This is a genomic window from Kocuria flava, from assembly GCF_001482365.1.
Taxonomy (GTDB): domain Bacteria; phylum Actinomycetota; class Actinomycetes; order Actinomycetales; family Micrococcaceae; genus Kocuria; species Kocuria flava.
In genome coordinates this window covers 242919-263776 of record NZ_CP013254.1, presented here as the reverse complement: position 1 = coordinate 263776, position 20858 = coordinate 242919, and the positions used below count along the sequence as shown (strand labels likewise).

The 20858-nt window shown below is 70.6% G+C and carries 20 protein-coding genes and 2 pseudogenes; 7 read left to right on the top strand and 15 right to left on the bottom strand.

Going from position 1 to position 20858, the window contains the following annotated elements:
- Positions 1 to 8: 8 nt before the first annotated feature.
- Genes paaC through paaA form a run of 3 tightly spaced genes read right to left on the bottom strand, consistent with a single transcriptional unit; the run spans position 9 to position 2173 of the window.
- A complete protein-coding gene (gene paaC / locus AS188_RS01200) occupies positions 9 to 836 on the bottom strand; it encodes a 1,2-phenylacetyl-CoA epoxidase subunit PaaC (protein WP_058857309.1) in 828 nt (275 codons plus the stop codon).
- The gene (gene paaB, locus AS188_RS01195) at positions 833 to 1150 is read right to left on the bottom strand and encodes a 1,2-phenylacetyl-CoA epoxidase subunit PaaB (protein ID WP_058857308.1); all 318 of its coding nucleotides are present in this window, start codon (positions 1148 to 1150) and stop codon (positions 833 to 835) included. The genes paaC and paaB overlap by 4 nt, the downstream gene beginning before the upstream one ends.
- 6 nt (positions 1151 to 1156) lie before the next feature.
- On the bottom strand, positions 1157 to 2173 hold the full coding sequence (paaA, locus tag AS188_RS01190) for a 1,2-phenylacetyl-CoA epoxidase subunit PaaA (RefSeq protein WP_083529125.1): 1017 nt from the start codon (positions 2171 to 2173) through the stop codon (positions 1157 to 1159).
- Between the two features lie 182 nt (positions 2174 to 2355).
- On the opposite strand from paaA, the gene paaI reads away from it, so the two are divergent.
- The 3 genes from paaI to AS188_RS01175 all read left to right on the top strand — a co-directional run bounded on the left by paaI (position 2356) and on the right by AS188_RS01175 (position 4919).
- A complete protein-coding gene (gene paaI, locus AS188_RS01185) occupies positions 2356 to 2856 on the top strand; it encodes a hydroxyphenylacetyl-CoA thioesterase PaaI (RefSeq protein ID WP_058857307.1) in 501 nt (166 codons plus the stop codon).
- Between the two features lie 2 nt (positions 2857 to 2858).
- Complete coding sequence (locus AS188_RS01180) at positions 2859 to 4199, top strand: phenylacetate--CoA ligase family protein (protein WP_058857306.1); 1341 nt, start codon at positions 2859 to 2861, stop codon at positions 4197 to 4199.
- Positions 4200 to 4295: 96 nt separating this feature from the next.
- Positions 4296 to 4919: a TetR/AcrR family transcriptional regulator gene (locus AS188_RS01175; protein WP_058857305.1), complete on the top strand. Its 624-nt coding sequence runs from the start codon at positions 4296 to 4298 to the stop codon at positions 4917 to 4919.
- A gap of 178 nt (positions 4920 to 5097) precedes the next feature.
- On the opposite strand, the gene paaZ is transcribed toward AS188_RS01175, so the two are convergent.
- On the bottom strand, positions 5098 to 7182 hold the full coding sequence (gene paaZ, locus AS188_RS01170; RefSeq protein ID WP_147050643.1) for a phenylacetic acid degradation bifunctional protein PaaZ: 2085 nt from the start codon (positions 7180 to 7182) through the stop codon (positions 5098 to 5100).
- A 164-nt stretch (positions 7183 to 7346) separates the two neighbouring features.
- On the opposite strand from paaZ, the gene AS188_RS01165 reads away from it, so the two are divergent.
- Entirely contained in the window at positions 7347 to 7763 is a 417-nt protein-coding gene (locus AS188_RS01165; RefSeq protein WP_058857303.1) for a PaaI family thioesterase, read from the top strand.
- Here AS188_RS01165 and AS188_RS01160 read toward each other — a convergent pair.
- From AS188_RS01160 to AS188_RS01135, 6 genes and pseudogenes are all read right to left on the bottom strand, one after another.
- Positions 7741 to 8457, bottom strand: a complete 717-nt coding sequence (locus AS188_RS01160) for a tyrosine-protein phosphatase (RefSeq protein WP_058857302.1) — start codon at positions 8455 to 8457, stop codon at positions 7741 to 7743. The genes AS188_RS01165 and AS188_RS01160 overlap by 23 nt on opposite strands.
- Before the next feature lie 217 nt (positions 8458 to 8674).
- Positions 8675 to 9545: pseudogene (locus tag AS188_RS01155) on the bottom strand (3-hydroxyacyl-CoA dehydrogenase family protein).
- Positions 9542 to 10330: an enoyl-CoA hydratase/isomerase family protein gene (locus AS188_RS01150; RefSeq protein WP_058857301.1), complete on the bottom strand. Its 789-nt coding sequence runs from the start codon at positions 10328 to 10330 to the stop codon at positions 9542 to 9544. Before AS188_RS01150 ends, AS188_RS01155 begins: the two are co-directional and overlap by 4 nt.
- Positions 10330 to 11539, bottom strand: a pseudogene (locus tag AS188_RS01145) (thiolase family protein). The gene AS188_RS01150 and the pseudogene AS188_RS01145 overlap by 1 nt, the downstream one beginning before the upstream one ends.
- 149 nt (positions 11540 to 11688) lie before the next feature.
- Positions 11689 to 12117, bottom strand: a complete 429-nt coding sequence (locus AS188_RS01140) for a DUF1801 domain-containing protein (protein ID WP_058857300.1) — start codon at positions 12115 to 12117, stop codon at positions 11689 to 11691.
- Between the two features lie 162 nt (positions 12118 to 12279).
- Entirely contained in the window at positions 12280 to 12774 is a 495-nt protein-coding gene (locus AS188_RS01135) for an SRPBCC family protein (RefSeq protein WP_058857299.1), read from the bottom strand.
- A 358-nt stretch (positions 12775 to 13132) separates the two neighbouring features.
- Here AS188_RS01135 and AS188_RS01130 point away from each other — a divergent pair, with 358 nt between their 5' ends.
- The gene (locus tag AS188_RS01130) at positions 13133 to 13765 is read left to right on the top strand and encodes a recombinase family protein (protein ID WP_058857298.1); all 633 of its coding nucleotides are present in this window, start codon (positions 13133 to 13135) and stop codon (positions 13763 to 13765) included.
- An 81-nt stretch (positions 13766 to 13846) separates the two neighbouring features.
- On the opposite strand, the gene AS188_RS01125 is transcribed toward AS188_RS01130, so the two are convergent.
- Entirely contained in the window at positions 13847 to 14086 is a 240-nt protein-coding gene (locus AS188_RS01125; RefSeq protein ID WP_058857297.1) for a hypothetical protein, read from the bottom strand.
- A 578-nt stretch (positions 14087 to 14664) separates the two neighbouring features.
- The gene (locus tag AS188_RS01120) at positions 14665 to 15087 is read right to left on the bottom strand and encodes a hypothetical protein (RefSeq protein ID WP_058857296.1); all 423 of its coding nucleotides are present in this window, start codon (positions 15085 to 15087) and stop codon (positions 14665 to 14667) included.
- Between the two features lie 313 nt (positions 15088 to 15400).
- On the opposite strand from AS188_RS01120, the gene AS188_RS01115 reads away from it, so the two are divergent.
- Both AS188_RS01115 and AS188_RS01110 read left to right on the top strand, forming a co-directional pair.
- Positions 15401 to 15634 (top strand): hypothetical protein, encoded by a 234-nt coding sequence (locus AS188_RS01115; protein WP_058857295.1) that lies wholly within the window; start codon positions 15401 to 15403, stop codon positions 15632 to 15634.
- A gap of 134 nt (positions 15635 to 15768) precedes the next feature.
- Entirely contained in the window at positions 15769 to 17247 is a 1479-nt protein-coding gene (locus AS188_RS01110; RefSeq protein ID WP_058857294.1) for an anion permease, read from the top strand.
- A 116-nt stretch (positions 17248 to 17363) separates the two neighbouring features.
- Here AS188_RS01110 and AS188_RS01105 read toward each other — a convergent pair whose 3' ends face one another.
- The 3 genes from AS188_RS01105 to AS188_RS01095 are packed head-to-tail and all read right to left on the bottom strand — an operon-like array spanning position 17364 to position 20762.
- Entirely contained in the window at positions 17364 to 18116 is a 753-nt protein-coding gene (locus tag AS188_RS01105; RefSeq protein WP_058857293.1) for a succinate dehydrogenase/fumarate reductase iron-sulfur subunit, read from the bottom strand.
- 13 nt (positions 18117 to 18129) lie between these two features.
- On the bottom strand, positions 18130 to 20115 hold the full coding sequence (locus AS188_RS01100) for a fumarate reductase/succinate dehydrogenase flavoprotein subunit (protein WP_058857292.1): 1986 nt from the start codon (positions 20113 to 20115) through the stop codon (positions 18130 to 18132).
- Positions 20112 to 20762: a succinate dehydrogenase cytochrome b subunit gene (locus AS188_RS01095; protein ID WP_236945021.1), complete on the bottom strand. Its 651-nt coding sequence runs from the start codon at positions 20760 to 20762 to the stop codon at positions 20112 to 20114. The genes AS188_RS01100 and AS188_RS01095 overlap by 4 nt, the downstream gene beginning before the upstream one ends.
- Between the last annotated feature and the right edge of the window lie 96 nt (positions 20763 to 20858).

Here is a 20858-nt window from a genome sequence, read left to right as displayed (position 1 = left end):
TCCTCCTGTCACCAGGTGGCGCCGGGGTGCTGGCGGGCCAGCACCTGCATCTCCGCCAGGATGTGCCCGCGCTGCTCGCTGAACTCCCCGGAGCGGTCCCCGCCCCAGGCGCCCGGGATCCCGGGGACCTCGAGGCCGGCCTCGCCCAGGATCTCGGCGATGCGGCGGTCGAAGTCGGCCCGCAGCGTGGACGGGCGCACGGCGATCCCCTCGAGGGCGTCGATGAGCTCGTCGTCGTGGAAGAGCTCGTCGACGTAGGGCCACATGTAGTCCAGCCCGTCCTGCACGCGGCGCTTGGACTCCTCGGTGCCCAGGCCCAGGCGCAGGATCCACTGGCTCGCGTGGTCCTGGTGGTACTGGACCTCCTTGAGCGCCTTGTCGGCGATCGCGGCGAGGGTGGCGTCGGAGGAGTCCACGAGCCGGCGGTAGAGCTCGTACTGGTAGTAGGAGAAGATCAGCTGCCGGGCGATGGTCTGTCCGAAGTCGCCGTTCTCCTGCTCCACGAGGCGGCAGGAGCGGAACTCCTCCTCGTCGCGGAAGTAGGCGAGGTCGTCCTCGGTCTTCCCCCAGGCCGTGCCGGCGTAGGTGAGGAAGAACCGGGCGTGGCCGAGCAGGTCCAGCGCGATGTTGGCCAGCGCGATGTCCTCCTCGAGCTCGGGGGCGCGGGCGATCCACCAGCCGAGGCGCTGGGCGAGCATCAGGGCGTCATCGCCGAGCCACAGGGCGTAGCGGGCCACGTCCTCGGGGGCGGTGGCCCCGCTCGCGCCGATCTCCTCGGCGGTGATGGCCTGGCCGGCGCTCTGCTTGGTCGCGGAGTCGTGGGACGCGAAGCTCACAGGTGCTTCACCCCTTCGCTCTTCGTGTAGTAGGTCGCGTGGCGGTAGCTCTTGCCCTGCGGGGACTCGAAGTACCCGCCCTTGGAGTCGGGGTCCGAGGCGGAGACGGCGTCGGCGGGCACGACCCACACGGAGGTCCCCTCGTTGCGGCGGGTGTAGAGGTCGCGGGCGTTGCGCAGCGCCATCGTCGCGTCGGGGGCGTGCAGCGACCCGGCGTGGACGTGGGAGAGCCCGCGCGAGGACCGCACGAACACCTCCCACAGGGGCCACTCGCCGGCCGAGGCGTCGATCGTGCTCACGGTGTTCTCGCTCATGGGGCGTCAGGCTCCGATCAGCTCGGCGGAGGCGTGCTCCGCGGCGGTCTTGCGGGCGTAGGCGGCGGCGGCCTCGCGGACCCACGCGCCGTCGTCGTGGGCCTGCCGGCGGCGCTGCATGCGCTGGGAGCTGCACGGGCCCTTGCCGGCGATCACGGCCTTGAACTCGTTCCAGTCCAGGGGGCCGTAGTCGTAGTGGCCGCGCTCCTCGTTCCACTTCAGGTCCGGGTCCGGCAGGGTCAGGCCCAGGGCCTCGGCCTGCGGGACGATCATGTCCACGAAGCGCTGGCGCAGCTCGTCGTTGGAGAAGCGCTTGATGTTCCAGGCCATCGACTGCTTGGAGTTGGGGGAGTCCTCGTCCGGCGGGCCGAACATCTGCAGGGCGGGGCCGTAGAAGCGGTTCACGGCGTCCTGGGCCATCTTCTTCTGGGCGGGGGTGCCGTGGGAGAGCTCGTAGAGGATCTCCCAGCCCTGGCGCTGGTGGAAGGACTCCTCCTTGCAGATGCGCACCATGGCCCGGCCGTAGGGGCCGTAGGAGGCCCGGCACAGCGGGACCTGGTTGGCGATCGCCGCGCCGTCCACGAGCCAGCCGATGGCGCCCATGTCCGCCCAGGTGCGGGCGGGGTAGTTGAAGATCGAGGAGTACTTGGCCCGGCCCTCGAGCAGCTGCTGGTTGAGCTCGTGGCGCGGGGTGCCCAGGGTCTCGGCGGCGGAGTAGAGGTAGAGCCCGTGGCCGGCCTCGTCCTGGACCTTCGCCATGAGGATGGCCTTGCGCTTGAGGGAGGGCGCCCGGGAGATCCAGTTGCCCTCGGGCTGCATGCCGATGATCTCCGAGTGGGCGTGCTGCGAGACCTGGCGGACGAGCGTCTTGCGGTAGGCGGCGGGCATCCAGTCGCGGGGCTCGATGCGGGAGTCCTCGGCGATGATGCGGTCGAAGTGCTCCTGGCCCGCGCGCTCGGCCTCCGCCTGCTCGGCCGCGTCCGCGGCGGGCACGGCGTGGAGCCCGGTGTTCTGCGACGTCATGGTGTCCCTCTTCCGAAACGTGGTGGGGTCCGCGGGGTGCCCCGCGACTAACTGACCGTTCGTTCAGAATATGCGCCCCCGGCGGCTCCGTCAACAGGTCCGCGGGTCCGTTCCGGGTTGACACGGGAGCCGTTCTGGGATTGTCTACTGAACATTCGGTCGTGAATTGTGAGGAGTGTTACATGGCCCAGGACCACCCCATCCTCGCCGGGGACCACGCGTCCCGCTGGATGGGCATCGAGGTGGACCGCGCCGAGTACGGCAGCGCGCAGATCCGCATGACCCTGCGCGAGGAGATGCTCAACGGCTTCGGCATCGCCCACGGCGGCATGATCTTCGCGTTCGCCGACACGTGCTTCGCCCTCGCCTGCAACGACCCCGCCGGCGACGGCAGCACCATCACGGTGGCCTCCGGCGGCGACATCAACTTCATCTCCTCCGCCCGCCGGGGGCAGACCCTCACGGCCGTGGGCACCGTCCGCGCCCGGGCCGGCCGCAGCGGTGTCTACGACATCCAGGTCACGGCCGACGGCGAGCTCGTCGCCGAGTTCCGCGGCCGCAGCCGCACCATCCCCAACCCGGCGCGCCGCGCCGCGCCCCCGGCCGAGCAGCCCGCGGAGCCCGAGCCCGCCCTGCCGTCCGGGTCCGCCCAGCCGTCCGCCCCGCAGTCCCAGGAGGCCTGACCATGACCGAGTGCTCCGTGCCGAACCCCTACGCCCCCGCCGCTCCTGCCGCGGACCGGTCCCAGCCGGACCCCGAGGAGACGATGAGCCGGGACCGGATCGAGGCGCTGCAGTTCGAGCGGCTGCGCTGGACCGTCCACCACGCCTACGAGAACGTGCCCGCCTACAAGGAGCTCTTCGACGACCACGGCGTGCACCCGGGCGACCTGAAGGAGCTCGAGGACCTGCGCCTGTTCCCGTACACGGACAAGGAGTTCCTCCGGAAGGCCTACCCCTTCAAGTCCCTCGCGGTGCCGATGAGCGAGGTCCGGCGCATCCACGCCTCCTCCGGCACGACCGGCCAGCCCACCGTGGTCGCCTACACCGAGAACGACATCAGCACCTGGGCGAGCCTCGTGGCCCGCTGCTTCCGGCTCTCGGGCGTGCGCCCCGGGGACAAGGTGCACAACGCCTACGGCTACGGCCTGTTCACCGGTGGCCTCGGCGCCCACTACGGCGCCGAGCGCCTGGGCTGCGCCGTCATCCCGATGTCCGGCGGGCAGACCGAGAAGCAGGTCCAGATGATCCGCGACTTCGAGCCGCAGGCCATCCTCTCGACCCCCACCTACCTGCTGACCATCGCCGACGGCTTCCGGAAGCTCGGCCTCGACCCCCGGGAGACCTCCCTGCGCACCGCCGTGCTCGGCGCCGAGCCGTGGACCGAGGAGATGCGCCGGGAGATCGAGACGACCTTCGGCATCGACGCCTGCGACATCTACGGGCTCTCCGAGGTCATGGGCCCCGGCGTGGCCGGGGAGTCGGCGCAGTCCAAGGACGGCTCCCACATCTGGGAGGACCACTTCCGCCCCGAGATCATCGACCCCCTCACGGACGAGGTCCAGGAGACGGGCCGCCCCGGCGAGCTGGTGTTCACCTCCCTCACCAAGGAGGCCCTGCCGATCATCCGCTACCGCACCCACGACCTCACCCGGCTGCTACCCGGCACCGACCGCCCCGGCCACCGGCGCATGGGGCGGATCACCGGGCGCTCGGACGACATGATCATCCTGCGGGGGGTCAACCTGTTCCCCTCGCAGATCGAGGAGCTGGCCCTGCAGGTGCCCGAGCTGAGCCCGCACTTCACGCTCGAGATCACCCGGCCGAACCGGATGGACCAGATGACCATCAACATCGAGCGCCGCGAGGAGGTCACGGTGGAGGCCGCCGAGGCCGGCGGGCAGAAGCTCGTCCACGCCATCAAGACCAAGATCGGCTCCTCCGCCGCGATCCGCATCGCCGAGCCCGGCACGCTCGCCCGCTCCTCGGGCAAGCTGCGCCGGGTCTACGACCTGCGGGACAAGTGAGCCGCTGACCCCGCCGCCGGGCCCCGGGGGCCCTGGGGCCCGGCGGCGGGGTAGGATCGTTGCTCCCCGCGCCCTCCCCACCCGATCGAGGTCCCCATGACGCACGCCCCGGCGCCGGCCGCCCCGGCCGGCGAGACGCCGCGCCGCGGTCGGCCCGGCTACGACCGCGAGACGCTGCTGAGCGTCTGCGTGGAGGTCTTCAACGTCCACGGCTACGACGCGACGTCGATGGGGACCCTCTCCAAGCACCTGGGGATCTCCAAGTCCGCGATCTACCACCACGTGGCGTCCAAGGAGGAGATCCTCGAGCAGGCGCTCGCCCGCGCCCTCGACGCGCTCGAGGAGGTCCTGGCCGGCGCGGCGGCCGCCGAGGGGCCGGCCGTGGCGCGGCTCGAGCAGGTGATCCGGGGGACCGTGCGCGTGCTCGTGGAGCAGATGCCCTACGTGACCCTGCTGCTGCGGCTGCGCGGGAACTCGGAGGTCGAGACCCGCGCCCTCGAGCGGCGCCGCACGGTCACCCGCCGCGTGGGCGAGCTCATCGAGCAGGCCCAGGCCGAGGGCGCCGTGCGCGACGACCTCTCCGGCCGCTCGGCGGCCCGTCTGCTGCTGGGCATGATCAACTCGATCGTGGACTGGTACCGGCCCGAGGCCGGGGACACCACGGACCAGCTGGCCGACACGGTGGTCGGCCTGGCCTTCTCGGGCCTGCGCGCCCCCTGACGCCCACCCGGTCCGGCCTCCTCCTCCCGCGAGGTCCCACCGGCACGCACGAGACCCCGAGCCGCACGCGTGTGCAGCACGGGGTCTCGTGCTCACCGTGGGATCTCGCGGACTCCGGCGGGACCACCAGGCCCGCCGGACCCGGCGGGTCCGGCGGTCCCGGGCGGAGCGGGTCGGATCAGGCGGTGGGCCAGGTCTTCGCCACGAGGGTCAGCACGTCGTAGGTCGCCACGATCTCGTCGTGCTGGTTGTGCAGGACCGCGTCCCAGCAGACCTCGCCGTACTCGTCGGTCACCCGCGGGGTGATCTGCTTGGCGGTGAGGGTCACCCGGATGGCGTCGTCGTAGGTCACGGGGGTGATGAACCGCAGGTTCTCGAGCCCGTAGTTGGCCAGCACCGGACCCGGGGCGGGCTCTACGAACAGCCCGGCCGCCCACGAGACGAGCAGGTAGCCGTGGGCCACCCGGCGCGGGAAGAACGGGTTGGCGGTGGCGGCCTCCTCGTCGGTGTGCGCGTAGAAGGTGTCGCCGGTCCTCTCGGCGAACTCGAGGATGTCCTCGAGGGTCACCGTGCGCAGCTCGGAGGCGAACTGGTCGCCGATCCGCAGGGTCTCCAGCGACTTGCGGAAGGGATGCTCGCCGGTGCCGTTCTCGACCGCCTCACGGGTCACGGTGTTCGCCGCCGCGCCCCGATGCCACACGCCGGTGACGGCGGTGAGGATGTCGGGGGAGCCCTGCAGGGCGGTGCGCTGCATGTAGTGCTTCACGCCGCGCACGCCGCCCAGCTCCTCGCCGCCGCCGGCGCGGCCGGGGCCGCCGTGGACGAGGTGGGGCATGGGTGAGCCGTGGCCGGTGGAGGTCTTCGCGTCCTGGCGGTTGAGGAAGTGCACACGACCGTGGTGGGCGCCGATGCCGGCGGCGAAGGCCGCGGCGGTCGGGCCGTCGTTCGTGCACACGGTCGCCACCAGCGACCCGCCGCCGAGGGCGGCCAGCCGCACGGCGTCGTCGACGTCCTCGTAGCCGATCACGGAGGTGACCGGGCCGAAGGCCTCGACGAAGTGGACCTCGGGGGTCTCGGGGTCGTCGAAGGACAGGACGGTGACGGGGAAGAAGGCGCCGGTCCCCGCGCCGTCCACGGCCTCGTCGGGCCCGCCGAGGCGGACGGTGCCGCCGGCGGCCACGAGCCGCTCCACGGCCTTGCGGACCTCCGTCTGCTGCTCCTTGGAGGCCAGGGCGCCCATGGTCACGCCCTCGGTGCGGGGGTCGCCGATGACCACCCGCCGGCGCACGCGCTCGGCCACGGCCGCCACGACGTCCTCGACGCGCTCCTTCGGCACGATGACGCGGCGGATGGCGGTGCACTTCTGCCCGGCCTTCGAGGTGATCTCGGTGAACACGGCCTTCACGAAGGCCTCGAACTCCGGGGTGTCCGGGGTGGCGTCGGGGCCGAGGATCGCGGCGTTGAGGGAGTCGGTCTCGGCGGTGAAGCGCACGCCGCCGTTGACCACGTTGTCGTGCTCGCGCAGGGAGCGGGCGGTGGCGGCCGAGCCGGTGAAGGCGACGTGGTCGCGGTAGTCGAGGTGGTCGAGCAGGTCCCGGGCGGAGCCGGAGATCAGCTGGAGCGAGCCCTCGGGCAGGATCCCGGACTCGACCATCAGCCGCACGCACGCCTCGGTGACGTAGCCGGTGGGCGTCGCGGGCTTGACGATCGTGGGCATGCCGGCGACGAACGCGGGGGCGAACTTCTCGAGCATCCCCCACACGGGGAAGTTGAACGCGTTGATCTGCACGGCGACCCCGGGCATGCGGGTGTAGACGTGCTCGCCCAGGAACGAGCCGTCCTTGGACAGCTGCTCCACGGCCCCGTCCACGATCACGTTGGCGTTGGGCAGCTCGCGGCGGCCCTTGGAGGAGAAGGTGAAGAGGGTGCCGATCCCGCCGTCGACGTCGAAGAAGTGGTCCTTGAGCGTGGCCCCGGTCGCGTAGGAGAGGTCGTAGAGGACCTGCTTGTGCTCGGTGAGGTGCTGGGCGAGCTGCTTGAGCTTCAGCGCCCGCTCGTGGATCGTGAGCTCGCCGAGGGCCTTCTGCCCGACCGTGCGCCCGTGCTCGACGGCACCGGCGGTGTCGATGCCGTCCGTGGACACCCGGGCCACGACCTCACCGGTCGAGGCGTCGGCGACCTCGGTGACCTTCTGCGGGTTCTCCGGGCTCCACCACCGGCCCGCGACGTAGCTGGGCAGGATGGTCTGGGTCTGTGCTGCCACGGTGCGTGGTCCTTTCGCTCGGGTGCGCGCGGGCGGGGAGGACCCCGGCCGCATCCTGACCGATCGTTCGGTATTATGACCACGATAGCCCACGTCACATCCTGGGACCACCGGCAGCCGGCAGCGGCTGCGGACCCGGCGCCGACCCCCGACCGAGGAGCTCCATGACCGCGACCGAGACCCCCGAGCCCTGGCGGATCGTGCTGGGCGAGTTGGACGAGAAGATGGGCGTGACCGTCCTGGAGCAGTCGGCGCAGCGGGTGGTGGCCACGATGCCCGTGGCCGGCAACCGGCAGTCGCTGGGCCTGCTCCACGGCGGGGCGATGGTCGCCCTCGGGGAGGCCGTGGGCTCGTGGGCGGCGGTCATCCACGCCTCGACCATGGGCAAGGTCGCGGTGGGGGTCGACGTCAACGCGACCCACCACCGGTCCTCGACCGACGGCACCGTGCGGGCGACGGCGACGGCGATCCAGCTCGGCCGCAGCCTGACCTGCCACGAGGTGCTCATCGAGCACGAGGACGGCACCCGGCTGTGCACCGTGCGGATCACGAACTTCCTCAAGGACCGCCCGGCCGGCTGAGCCGCTCGCGCAGGGCGGTCAGCTCCCCGGCGCCGAGGCCGGCGGCGCGCAGCCAGGCCGCGGCGTCGAGGCCCCGGGCGAGCGGGGCCAGGGCGGCCCTGCGGTCGGCGAGCACGGCCTCGAGCCGCTCCGGCGGGTGGTGGCGCTCGACCGGGTGCGGCACCGGCGCGACGCGGTGCCACGCGTTGATCCCGCGCACGGCGGCCTCGTCCTCGGCGAGGATCCGCTCCGGGGAGGCCCCCGCGAGCCGCAGCAGGAGCAGCGCCAGCAGGCCCGTGCGGTCCCGGCCCGCGGAGCAGTGGACCACGACCGCGCCCTCGGCGGCGGCCACCGCCCGCACGGCCGCCCCCACCGGGCCGGGGAACAGCCGCAGGTAGTCGGGGTAGGCGCGCGGGTGGTTGAGGTAGGGGGTGCCCACGAGGGAGAACTCGGGGTGGGCCGGGTCCTCGGTGGGCCGGTGCAGCACGGTGATCCCGGCGCGGGCGGCCGGCTCGTCCACGGGGTCCTCCGGCCGGCGCCGCCGCTCGTCCCCGTTGCGCAGGTCCACCACGGTGCGCACGCCCGCGGCCGCGGCCGCGCGCCAGCCGGCAGGGGTCAGCCGCTCGGAGCGGCCCATCCGCCACACGTCCCCGGCCAGCCGCCGGGCGTTGAGCGCCCCGTCCCAGCCCGCGGGGGGCCCCGGTCGATCGTCCATGGCCCCACCGTAGGCCCCCGGTCCGACGACGGAGTGCCCCACGGCCGCCCGGGGCGCGCAGGCCCCGGGCTGTCGCGGGGCGGCGGGCGGTGCGCCTGTCGCGGACGGGGCGGGTCCCGGCCGCCGGGGGAGGCCGCACGGCCGGCACGGGCTCCCGATCGGCCGCAGGGCCCCGGTCCCGCGCGGGACCGGGGCCCTGCGGCCGGTGCGGACGGGCCTACTGCTCGTAGTCGAAGAAGCCCTTGCCGCTCTTGCGGCCCAGCTCGCCGCGGGCGACCATCTCGCGCATCAGCTGCGGGGGCTCGAAGCGGGGCCCGAGCTCGGAGGCGAGGTACTCGGCGATGCCCAGGCGCACGTCCAGGCCCACGATGTCGGTCAGCGCCAGCGGGCCGACGGGGAACTTGTAGCCCAGCACCATGGCGTTGTCGATGTCCTCGGGGGAGGCCACGCCCTCTTCGACCATGCGGATGGCCTCGAGGGCGATCGCCACGCCCAGGCGGGAGGAGGCGAAGCCGGGGGCGTCGTTGACGACCACCGGGGTCTTGCCGAGGCCCTCGACCCACTGCACGGACAGCGTCCGCAGCTGCTCCCCGGTGTGCTTCGAGAGCACGACCTCCACGAGCTTCGAGGCCGGCACGGGGTTGAAGAAGTGCAGGCCGCAGAAGCGCTCGGGGCGGGCCAGCTGCTCGGCGAGCCCGTCCACGGACAGCGAGGAGGTGTTGGTCGCCAGCCACGCGTCCTCGCCCAGGTGCCGCTCGGTCTCCTGCAGTGCTGCGACCTTCAGGTCCCAGGACTCGGGCACGGCCTCGACGACGAGCCCGGCCGGGGCGAAGTCGGCGTGGTCGAGGGAGACGGTGAGGTTCTCGGCCCACGCGTCGAGGTTGCCGTCGATCGCCCCGCGCTCGAGCGACTTCGCGCAGGTCGCGCTCGATGCGCTCCTTCGCCGCCTCGGCGGCCTGGGCGTCGCACTCGACGACGGTCACCTCCGCCCCGGCGAGGAGGAAGGCGTGGGCGATCCCGGCGCCCATGCGGCCCCCGCCCAGGACGCCGACGACGGCGGGGACGGTGCGTTCGTGCTTCTCGGTCATCCGTGCTGCTCCTGCTTCTTCTGCTTCCGGTCCAGGAACGCCTGCATCCGGTCGAACTTCGCCTGCGACTCGAAGAGCACGGCCTGGGCCAGCTCGTCGACGTGCGGGTGGGCCTCGCGCGGCATGGCGAAGACCCGCTTGGTGATGCGCACGGCCAGGGGGTCCTGGGCGGCGATCCGGTCGGCGAGCGCGTGGGCGGCGCCGACCAGCTCGGCCGGCTCGTGCAGCTCGGTGACCAGGCGGGCCGCCAGGGCCTCCTGGGCGTCGAGGATCCGCCCGGCCAGCAGGATCTCCAGGGCCAGCGGCTCACCCACGAGCTCCTTGAGCCGCCACAGCCCGCCGGCGGCGGCGATGATGCCCAGGTTCGTCTCGGGCTGGCCGATCCTCAGGTGCGGGGTCGCGAGGCGGAAGTCGGCCGCGTAGGCCAGCTCGGCGCCGCCGCCGAGGGCGTAGCCGTCGATCGCGGCGATCACCGGCAGGGGCAGCCGGTGGATGCGGTCGAAGATCTGGGAGTTGATCCCGGCCAGGGCGTCGTCGCGGCGGCGCTCGCGCAGCTGGGCGATGTCCGCCCCGGAGGCGAAGATGCCCTTCCCGTTCACCTCGGTGCCGGAGAGGATCAGGATCTTCGGGTGGCGCTCGAGGTGGTCGCACACCGCGTGCAGCTCCTCGACCATGGTCGCGTCGATCGCGTTGCGCACCGCGGGGCGGTCGAGGACCACGTGCAGGCGGTCCTCGCGCTCCTCGAGCCGCAGGGCCGTGAACTCCCCGGTCGGCGCGGGCGCCATCAGAGGGTCTCCACGAGCATCGCGGAGCCCTGGCCCACGCCCACGCACATGGTGGCCAGGCCCCTGGTGGCGCCCTCGCGCTCCATGCGCCCGAGCAGGGTCACGACCAGCCGCGACCCGGAGGAGCCCAGGGGGTGGCCGAGCGCGATCGCCCCGCCGTCGTTGTTGACGATGCCCGGGTCGAGGTCGAGGCGGCGGATGCACGCCAGGGACTGGGTCGCGAAGGCCTCGTTGAGCTCGACGGCGCCGAGGTCGCCGATCGACCAGCCGGTGCGCTCGAGCACCTTCTGGGTCGCGGGGACCGGCCCGATGCCCATGATGTGCGGGGGCACCCCGGCCGAGGCGCCGTCGACGACGCGCGCCCGGGCGCGTCAGGCCGTACTTCTCGGCTGCCCGCTCCGAGACGACGAGGATCGCCGAGGCGCCGTCGTTGAGGGAGGAGGAGTTGCCGGCGGTGACGACGCCGTCGGTCTTCACGACCGGGCGCAGCTTGGCGAGCACCTCGGCGGTGGTGCCGGGGCGGGGGCCCTCGTCGGTGTCCACGACGGTCTCGGCGCCCTTGCGGCCCCTGACCGTGACCGGGACGATCTCGTCGGCGAAGTGCCCGGCGTCGATCGCGGCGATCGCCTTCTCGTGGGAGGCCACGGCGAAGGCGTCGGCGTCCTCGCGGGTGATGCCGTCCACGGCGGCGACCTCCTCGGCCGTCTCGGGCATCGAGTAGGTCATCTTGTCGTGCTTCTTGAACTCGGGGTTCGTGAAGCGCCAGCCGATCGAGGTGTCGAAGACCTCCCCGGGCTTGGCGAACGCGGTGGCCGGCTTCTCCATGACCCACGGTGCCCGGGACATCGACTCCACGCCACCGGCGACGACGATGTCCGCCGCCCCGGCCTTGATCATCTGCGAGGCCATGGTGATCGCCGACAGCCCCGAGGCGCACAGGCGGTTGACGGTCATGCCCGGGACGGTGTCGGGGAAGCCGGACAGCAGCCAGGCCATGCGGGCGACGTTGCGGTTCTCCTCGCCGGCGCCGTTGGCGTTGCCCAGGATCACCTCGTCGACGTCGTGCGGGTCGATCCCGGCGTCGGTGACCACCTGCTTGACGACCAGGGCGGCGAGGTCGTCCGGGCGCACGCTCGAGAGCGCGCCGCCGTACCGGCCCACGGGGGTGCGGGCGCCGCCGACGAGGAAGGCCTGAGGGGCTGAGGACATGGGAGAGCTCCTGTCGCGTCGGGAGAGGCCGGCGCGGGCGACGGTGCCCAGCAATAACCGACCGAACGTTCGACTAACAATCCCACGTCCGCGCGCGCGGGGTCAACAGACGACGGCGCCCTGCCGGGCTCCCGGCGGCCGCCGTCCGCTCACATCCGCTCGCCGGGCAGGCGGGCGGCCTGCCCGATCCAGGAGCGCAGCTGCGCCTCGTCCGGCTCGTCGTCCTCGTGGAGGTCGAGGTAGCGCACCTCCGGGTGCTTCGAGGCCTTCGGCGGGACCGGGTCCAGCGAGGAGCCCCGGAAGAACTGCACCTGCACGTACCTCGTGTAGCAGCGGAAGGCCAGGAACCAGCCCTCGCCCTCGTGGCCGTAGAACGGCTGGTTCCACTTCACGGCCTTGTGCACGCCGGGGACCGTCTCGGTGACCAGCTCGTCGAGGCGCTGCCCGACCGCCCGCTTCCAGCCGGGCATCGCGGCGATGTAGGCCCGCACCGGGGCCTCGCCCTCGCCCTTGGGGATCTGCGGGTTCCCGCCGGCGAGCAGCTTCGGTCCGGCGTCGTTCGCACGGGGGTCGGTCATCGGTCGGCGCTCCTCGGGGCGGTCCGCGGCTGCCCGGTCCGTGCGGGCGGCCCTGCGGCCGAGTGTAGTGGCGGGCGCCGGCGACGGGCACCGCCGCGCCGCCGTCGACGCCGGTGCGGGCCGCGCCGGTGCGCACACGACCCAGGGGTCGAACGGCGTCGGCTAGGGGGCCGCGGGGCCGCCGTCGTGTCCGGCCGCGGACCGCACGTGGGCCGCCAGGTTCGCCAGCGACGAGGCGAGCCCGGCGGCGTGGTCCTCCGCGGAGATCCCGTCGGGGACGTTCTCTGCGCGGACCTCCACGCGGGTGCCGCCCTCGACCGGGGTGAGCTCCCACGTCATGGTCATGGAGCCGGCGTAGGCCGGGTCGTCGGAGACGAAGTCCCCGGCCTGCACGACGCGCACGCCGGGGACGAGCTCCACGAAGCGGGCCTCCACGACGTCGGACGCGGCGGTGGTCTTGCCCGGGGCGCCGGAGGCGTCGTCGTAGGTGAGGATCATGCGATAGGACCCGCCCGGGCGGGCGTCGAAGTGGTCGAAACGGGCCGTCATTCCCTCCGGTGGCAGCCAGCTCGTGAGCGCGTCTGGATCGATCAGGGCGGCGTAGACCCGTTCGGGGGAGGCGGGGACCACTCGTGCGGCGGTGTCCGTGCGGGCCATGTCGTCATGGTAGGTCCCGGTCCCGTCCTCCTCCAGGGAGGACGGGACCGGTGTTCCCGCCGGCGGTGCGGGGGCTGCCGACTTCCCGGTGGGGGGACGGGAGAGAGTCCGGGGCAGGACGGGACGGGCGGCCGATGTCGGAGTGCCGGTGGGTGGAGTGCGCTCGCTGTGGTTCAAGCGATGGGATGCGAGACGTCTCGTCGGACTCGAAGTGACCGTCCCACTTCCTTGGTAGTGGGACGGTCGGCGGCGAGGTCCATTCACGAGCATTATGTATAGTCATTGAGGTCCCAAAAGCTAGGCCCATAAAAGAGTTCCGTTTCAGACGTACGGTAACGACTTCCGGTACGCTAGCGGCATGGAATTGGGCTACGCGCGGGTCTCGACGGCTAAACAGGACCTCGACCGGCAGATCGATGCTCTTCGGCAGGTCGGGATCGCGCCGGAGCGGATCTATGTGGACAAAAAGTCTGGGGCCACCACTGACCGTCCCGGTCTGGCCGCGGCGCTGGCCTACGCCCGCCAGGGCGACGTGATCGTGGTGCACACTCTGGACCGGCTCGGACGTACCGTGCGCGACACCCTGAACCTGATCCATGACCTCGCCGAGCGGGGAGTGGGGGTGCGCAACCTGGCGGATCCGATCAAGGTGGACTCCACTAACCCGAATGATCCGATGGCGCAGCTGGCGGTGGTGCTGCTGGCGTTGTTCGGGCAGATGGAGCGTACCTACACCCTCGAGCGCGCCGCCCATGCCCGGTCGGTGGCCACGGCCAAGGGCCGGCGGATCGGGCGGCCTTCGGTGGTGGATCCGGACAAGCTGGCCTACGCAGCCCATCTGCGCGCCAGCGGGCACACCATGGCGGAGATCGTGGCCAAGACTGGCATCACCCGCACCACCCTCTACCGCCACCTGCCGCCGAGGCCTCCGGAGTCGGTGACCGCCGGGCCGGTCACCGCCGCCGAAGCCGACCCTGGTCCGGCAGGCTGACTCCTCATTACACCCCTGACTGTCAGGGCTCAGCCGGATGGGTATCCCCAGCTGGCTGGGCTCTGCCTACGGTCATGGGCGTTAGTGGCCGATGATCCCCTCCGAACCGACGTCGGTGTTCTCGACGTACGTCTTGAGCTTCTGCATTGGTTGCTCGACCGCCTCGGACCATGGGTGAGCAGCGCGTTGGGCTGCCGGTGCTGCGGTGGCGGTGCTACGCAGGACCACCGGGTGGGAGAGCTGATGGGTCAAGGGCAGGGCCGGGTCCTGCTCCTGGGCGGAGAATCCCTCGCTGTGCTGGGAAAGCAGAAAGCCGGACATGGGATGGTGTCCGGCTTTCTGTGTGGGAGATGCCTTTCCGCCACAGCACCAGTGTGAAACACCGTAGGGGCCGCTGACGAGAGGTTTCGTGCCGTGGTGGACGCGTATGACCGAGTGAGTCCAGGGGGTGGCGTCGATGACGATGGTTGCCCTGGGATCAACGTCGCTCACAAGGGCGCCGCCCGACCGAGGGGATGGCTCGTCAGTCGGGGGCTGGGCTGAGCGACGTCTTCTGGGGGCGGATGCGCCTGCCGTCGCTGCGAGATGGTGGATAGATGTGGCAGGGGCGGGGTGGCCCCCCGGCCATCCCGCCCCGTGCTGCTTCGTCGCGGACCATGATCTGGCTCGCACCATGGATCCCCCCGGAACCACGGTGCGCCCGGTCAACACGGCCGAAGCTGGAGGATGGTCTGATGCAGATCGCCTGTCCCCCTGGTAAGCCAGGATGCTCGCTCCCGTCGCGTGCGGCAATGTCGGGGCTGTGTTCGCGTTCACAACCTGAAACAACAATGTGCGCTTGTGAATAGAAGGGGTCGGGGTGGTCGGGCGCGGCGGGAAGGGGTGGCCCGTGCGCGGGGTCAGCCGCCGATGCTCGAGGTCTCGTCCTTGAGGTCGTCGAGCACCCACTCCGAGAGCTGTCCGGCCGGGACGACGAGCGTGTCCTCGCGCAGCAACTGCGTCTCCTGGTCCGAGAGGGGTTCCTCGGTGACCTCGGTGTCGTGGACGGCCCGTGCGGCTGCATAGCCGGCGGCCAGTTCGGTGGCCCACTCCTGGTGCCCGGCGTAGCAGGGGTGATCGGGATCGGAGCTGCACGCCTCCAGCCACCGTGCCGGCTCCCGTGGGGCGGACGTGGTGGTCATCAGGTGCTGGTGCAGCTCCCAGGTCACCTCGGCCCAACGGCCCACGGGGGTGACCACCATGGGGTAGTAGATGGCGGCCCACTGGGTGGGAGAGGCCGGGTGCAACTCGACGGCCAGGGCTCCAGGTGCAGAGGTCGTCATGTGTTGTTCCTGTTCGCAGGTGAGGGATGGTCTCGCGGCGCCGACTTGGGGCAGGGCAGGGCAGTGCCGGCAGACCGGGGCCCCGTGGTGATTTACCAGGGTAGGCGCAGGGTTGATAATTCTAGAAGCAAGCTGAGCAATGTGACGTCAGGCCGCTCCGCATGCCAAGGGTTACAAGCCGTTTAAGTTGCAAGACTCGACTGTCACTGACGGTTGGGAGCGTTCAACCTGCCGGCACACGGTAGCGGACCAGCACAGAGGTCATGGTCGTCCCGATCCTCGTGCGTCTGGTGACCTGCCCTACGGTGGAATCATGAGCTCCGACGCTGCCGCCAATTTCCTTGCCAGGGGATCGATCCCGCATACGTTGCGGGCGGTCCAGACCCAGCCGAACGCCGAGGGCACCGGCGGGTGGGAAGTCGTCCTGTCCCTGGATGGTTTCTACTGGCGCCGGGAGGACGCGGTCCGCGCGGCCGAGCAGTGGAACGCCTGGGCACGGGAAGCCAGCTTGGACATAGTCCGCGGCCAGGACGCCACGGGGCTCTGAACTGACCCCGTCTTGCATCCTCGAGGGATGCGAGATATCTGTGTTGTGAGACACTGCGCAGCTGGGGGAGGGGGCTCGCGAGTAGAGTCGGAGAGCGGATACACCGATGCCTGCCCGGCTCGACCCGTAAGGGGATGACCCCGTTGGATACTGCTTCCGTTGGTTCTTCTGCTCCTGCTCCCACGACGCCTGAGAAACGACGTCCTGTTGGCACGGTGGTGAAAATCGGGTTGATCCTGGTGGTGACCTTGGCCGTGTGGGTGGTGCCGGCCCCGGAGGGGGTTGATCCTCGGGGAATGCACATGGCGGGGATCTTTCTGGGCACGGTTCTGGCGTTGATCTTGCAGCCGTTGCCGACCGCGCCCGTGGCATTGGTCGGCTTGGCGGCGGCGATGATCACCGGGACCATGGATCCGGGCGAGGAAGCCCTGACGGGGTTCGCCAACAGTGCGGTGTGGTTGATCGTGGCCGCGTTCTTCATCGCGGACGGCTTTCTGTTGACGGGCCTGGGTCGGCGGATCGCCCTGTGGTTCGTCACCAAGCTGGGGCGGTCCAGCCTGGGGCTGAGCTATGGGATGGCAGTGACGGATCTGTTGCTGGCCCCGGCCACGCCGTCGAACACGGCACGAGCCGGTGGGGTCGTGTTCCCGATCATCTCTTCCCTGTCCCAGGTCCAGGGGTCGACGACGAAGTCGACGGAATCCCGGCGCCGGTTGGGTGCTTACCTGGCGATGACCTCGGTACAGGTCAACACGGTGACCTCAGCCATGTTCGTCACGGCCATGGCCGGCAACCCGTTGGCGGTCCAGTTCGCCGCCGATGCCGGTGTGGAGATCACGTGGGGCTCTTGGGCTCTGGCCGCGGTCGTGCCCGGGGTGGTGTCGTTGCTGGCGGTGCCCTGGGTGATGTCCAAGATCTATCCCCCCACGCTGAAGAAGACTCCTGAAGCACCTGGGCAAGCGCGGGCGGAGCTGCATGAGGCGGGGCGGATGAGCCGGCAGGAGACGATCATGGCGGCTACCTTCGTCGGGTTGTTGGTGATGTGGTGCCTGGGTTCCGTGTTGGGTCTCAACGCCACGGCGGTGGCCTTCGTGGGGGTCGCGACTCTGCTGGTCACCGGGGTGCTCACGTGGAAGAACCTGGCGGCCAACGGAGGTGCGTGGTCCACGCTGATCTTCTTCGGCGTGCTGGTCGGCATGGCCACGCACCTGAACAACCTGGGGGTCATCGACTGGATCGGTTCTAGCGTGGCCGGTGCCGTGGGGAGCCTGTCCTGGTTGCTGGCCTTCGGCATCCTGGCCTTGGTGTACTTCTACATCCACTACTTGTTCGCTTCCAACACCGCCCAGATCGTGGCGATGTATGCGGTGTTCCTCGGTGCTGCTATCGGGGCTGGGGCCCCGCCGTTGTTCGCGGCTCTGGTGTTCGGGTTCATCGGCAACCTCTTCGGCGGGTTGGCCCACTACTCCTCGGGCCCGGCCGGGGTGGTCTACGGTTCCGGGTACGTGACCACCACGGAGTGGTTCCGGGTCGGTTTCATGATCAGCGTGGTCAACATTGTGATCTGGACGGTGATCGGCGGGGCATGGATGAAACTGCTGGGCATGTGGTGAACACCATCAGGGGGGCGTCGCCCGGTCCCTGGTGAGCAGCCGATGACCCCGCGGTGCTTGCTGTGACATCCCGTTCAGGGTCAGGGACCGGGCGGGTGTGTTTTGGGTGCTGGTTCTCAGTTGTCGCGGTTGCCGCGCAGTCGGGAACGCAGGGTTTCGCGGTTGACCGCGCTGATGGCTGAGAGGGGAATCCCGGCCGGGCACACCTCGGCGCATTCGCCGTAGATGGAGCAGGGCCCGAATTCCTCGTCGGCGGTCTGCGCCACGGATCGCGCCCGTCGGCCTCGTTCCGGACGGCCTTGGGGCAAGGTGGCGAGGTGTTCGAGCAGTGATCCGGTGAACAGGTGTGAGGAGCCGTTGGGGCAGGCCGCGATGCAGGCCCCGCACTGGATGCAGGCGGCGAAGTCCAGGGCCTTCTCCGCGGTGCGGAACGGCACCGGTTGGGCGTCGGCGTCCGGGGCGGTCCCGACATCCACGGCGATGAACCCGCCGGATGCGATGATCCGGTCCAGCGCGCTGCGGTCCACGATCAGGTCGTGCAGGACGGGGAAGGCATTGGAGCGAAATGGTTCCAGCCGCAGATGGTCCCCGTCCTGGTAGGAACGCAGGTGCTGACGGCACGATGGGGTGTTGGGCACTGGTCCGTGGGGTTGGTCGTTGACCGTGATTCCGCACGTGCCGCAGATGCCTTCTCGGCAGTCGGAGTCGAAGGCGACCGGTTCCTGCCCGTCTTCCACCAGCTGGTCGTTGAGCCGGTCCAACAGCTCGAGCAAGGACATCTCCGCGGAGGCGTCGTCCACCTGGTAGGCCACGAACTGGCCGTCGGTCTCGGGGGATTCCTGGCGCCAGATTTCCAGGGTCAGTCTCATGTGCTTTCGCCCCTTAGGTGTAGTTGCGGGTCTGTAGCTGGACCACGGTGAAGTCCAGGGGCTCTGTGTGCCGCACGGGCAGGCCCGGATGGACCTTGTCCGTTCCCGGGGTGTGTTCCCAGGCGGAGACGAAGCACCAGTTCGCGTCGTCGCGCAGGGCCTCCCCTTCGGGGGTCTGGTGTTCTTCTCGGAAATGGGCCCCGCAGGACTCCTCCCGGTCCAGGGCATCAAGGCACATCAGCTCGCCCATGTCGAGGAAATCGGCGACCCGTCCGGCGCGCTCGAGCTCCTGGTTGAGCTGGTGCCCGCGGCCCGGTACTCGCAGATCGGCCCAGAACTGTTCGCGTAAGCCCCGGATCTGCTCCAGTGCCTCGGTCAGACCGGCAGCGGAGCGGCTGACCCCGCACCCGGTGTAGAGGATCTCCCCGAGCCGGGCGTGGAACCGGTCCGCGCCCTGGGTACCGCCGATGGACAGCAACCGATCGGTGCGCTGCTGCACCGCCGAGATCGTCGCCTGCACCGCCGGGTCTTGAACGGAGAGCACCGGTTGGCCCAGCTGGCCCGCCAGATAGTCCGGGACTGCGTAGGGGAGGGTGAACCACCCGTCCACGCACGCCGAGAGCAGGGAGTTGGCGCCCAGCCGGTTGGCCCCGTGGTATCCCCAGCCGGCTTCCCCGGCCACGAACAGGCCCGGGATGCTGGTCATCATGTTGTAGTCGCTCCACAGCCCGCCCATCGCGAAATGGGCGCCCGGGGCGATACGCATCGGCACCGTGAAAGGGTCCTCGCCGGTGGCGTCGAAGTACATCTCGAAGAGGTTGCCGTAGCGCTCTTTGATGACCTGCATCCCCCACCGGTCGATCGCGTCCTGGAAGTCCAGGTACACGCTGTTGCGCAACGGGCCCACCCCGTGGCCGGCCGCGATTTGCTCCCGTGCCGCCCGGGAGGAGATGTCGCGCGGGGCCAGATTGCCGTAGGCCGGGTACTTGCGCTCCAGGTAGTAGTCGCGCTCCTGCTCAGGGATCTCCCCGGGGGAGCGGTCATCGCCGGGGCGGGCGGGCACCCAGATCCGTCCGTCGTTGCGCAGGGACTCGCTCATCAGCGTGGTCTTGGACTGCCACCGGGAACTGACCGGCAGGGCGGTGGGATGGAACTGGATGAAGGACGGCGAGGCGAAATACGCGCCCCGGCGGTGCGCCCGCCAGGCGGCGGTGACGTTGGAATTGCGGGCCAGCGTTGATTTGTGGAACACACTGCCGTATCCGCCGGTGGCCAGCACCACCGCGTGGGCGGTCTGGGCCTCGATCTGCCCGGTGTGCAGATCGCGTGTCACCACGCCCTGGGCCCGGCCGTCGGTCACGATCACGTCGAGCATCTCCTGGCGGGTGCGCAGCTCCACGGTGCCCGCGGCGACCTGGCGCTGCAGGGACCGGAACGCGGCCACTTCCAGTTGCTGGCCGGTCTGTCCTCGGGTGTAGAAGGTCCGGGAGACCTGGACGCCGCCGAAGGAGCGGGTGCGTAGCTGTCCCCCGTATTCGCGGGCGAAGGGAGCGCCGATGGCGGTCGCGTGGTCGATGACGCGCACGGACTCCTCCGCCAGCCGGAAGCAGTCGGCTTCCCGGGCGCGGAAGTCTCCGCCCTTGATGGTGTCTTTCACGAAGCGTTCCAGGGAGTCGTTGTCGACCTTCCGAGCTCGGGCTGCATTGATCCCGCCCTGGGCGGCCACGGAGTGGGCCCGCCGGGCGGAGTCGTGGATGGTGTAGGCCACCACGTGGTACCCCAGTTCTCCCAGGGCGGCCGCACATCCGGCCCCGGCCAGGCCCGTGCCCACGACGATCACGGTGAACTTGCGGCGGTTCAACGGACTGACCAGCCGGTACTCCAGCTTGCGCCGCCCCCAAGCGGTGGCCGGATCCCCACCCGGAGCGCGCCCGTCGAGCACCTGACCCTCCGTGGTGCTCTGCGCCGGCGAGGACTGTGTGGTGGTTCGGACGCTCATGTCAGTCCTCCGGTGAGAACGGCGATGGGGATGGTGATGTTGCCGATCGCTACGCCCAGTCCGATCACCAGCGCCACGAGACGCAGGATCCTCCAGAATTTGGGCCCGCCGGCGATCCCAAGATCCACGACCATGCTCACGATGCCGTGGATCAGGTGGGCGGCCAGGGCGAGCATCGCCAGGATATAGAACAGGGAAACCGGTAGCCGGCTGAAACTGGCGACCGTGTTGTGGTAGGCGTCGCTGGAGGTAGTGCTCGCTGCGCGGAAATCGTCCGGGGCCATCGGCTGAGCACCCAGGGTGAGGTCCAGGACGTGGAAGACCGTGAACAACAACAGGATCACACCGGTGCTCGCCATGGTCCGGGCGGTGAACGCCTCCCGTCCCAGACCTTTGCGGCGAAAGGCACCCCGGGCACGACGAGCCCGCACTACCAACAGCGCCGAGCAGTACACGTGCGCCAGCAGACACACCACCAGCACCCCGCGCACGATCCACAACAACCCCTCGTGGGGTAACACCGGTTCGAAGGCCGCGCGCAACCAGTGCGCGTAGTCGTTGAAGTGCTCCGGCCCCTGGTAGATCTTCAGATTGCCGATCATGTGCACCAGCACATACAAGGCGAAGACCCCGCCCGTGACGGCCATGACCACCTTGACCGTGACGTTCGACGGTCCACGGGGACGCACCGCTGCCGGGCTGCGCCCGTGCGGGGCTGCGGAACGAGGACGGACGGTGGGCTG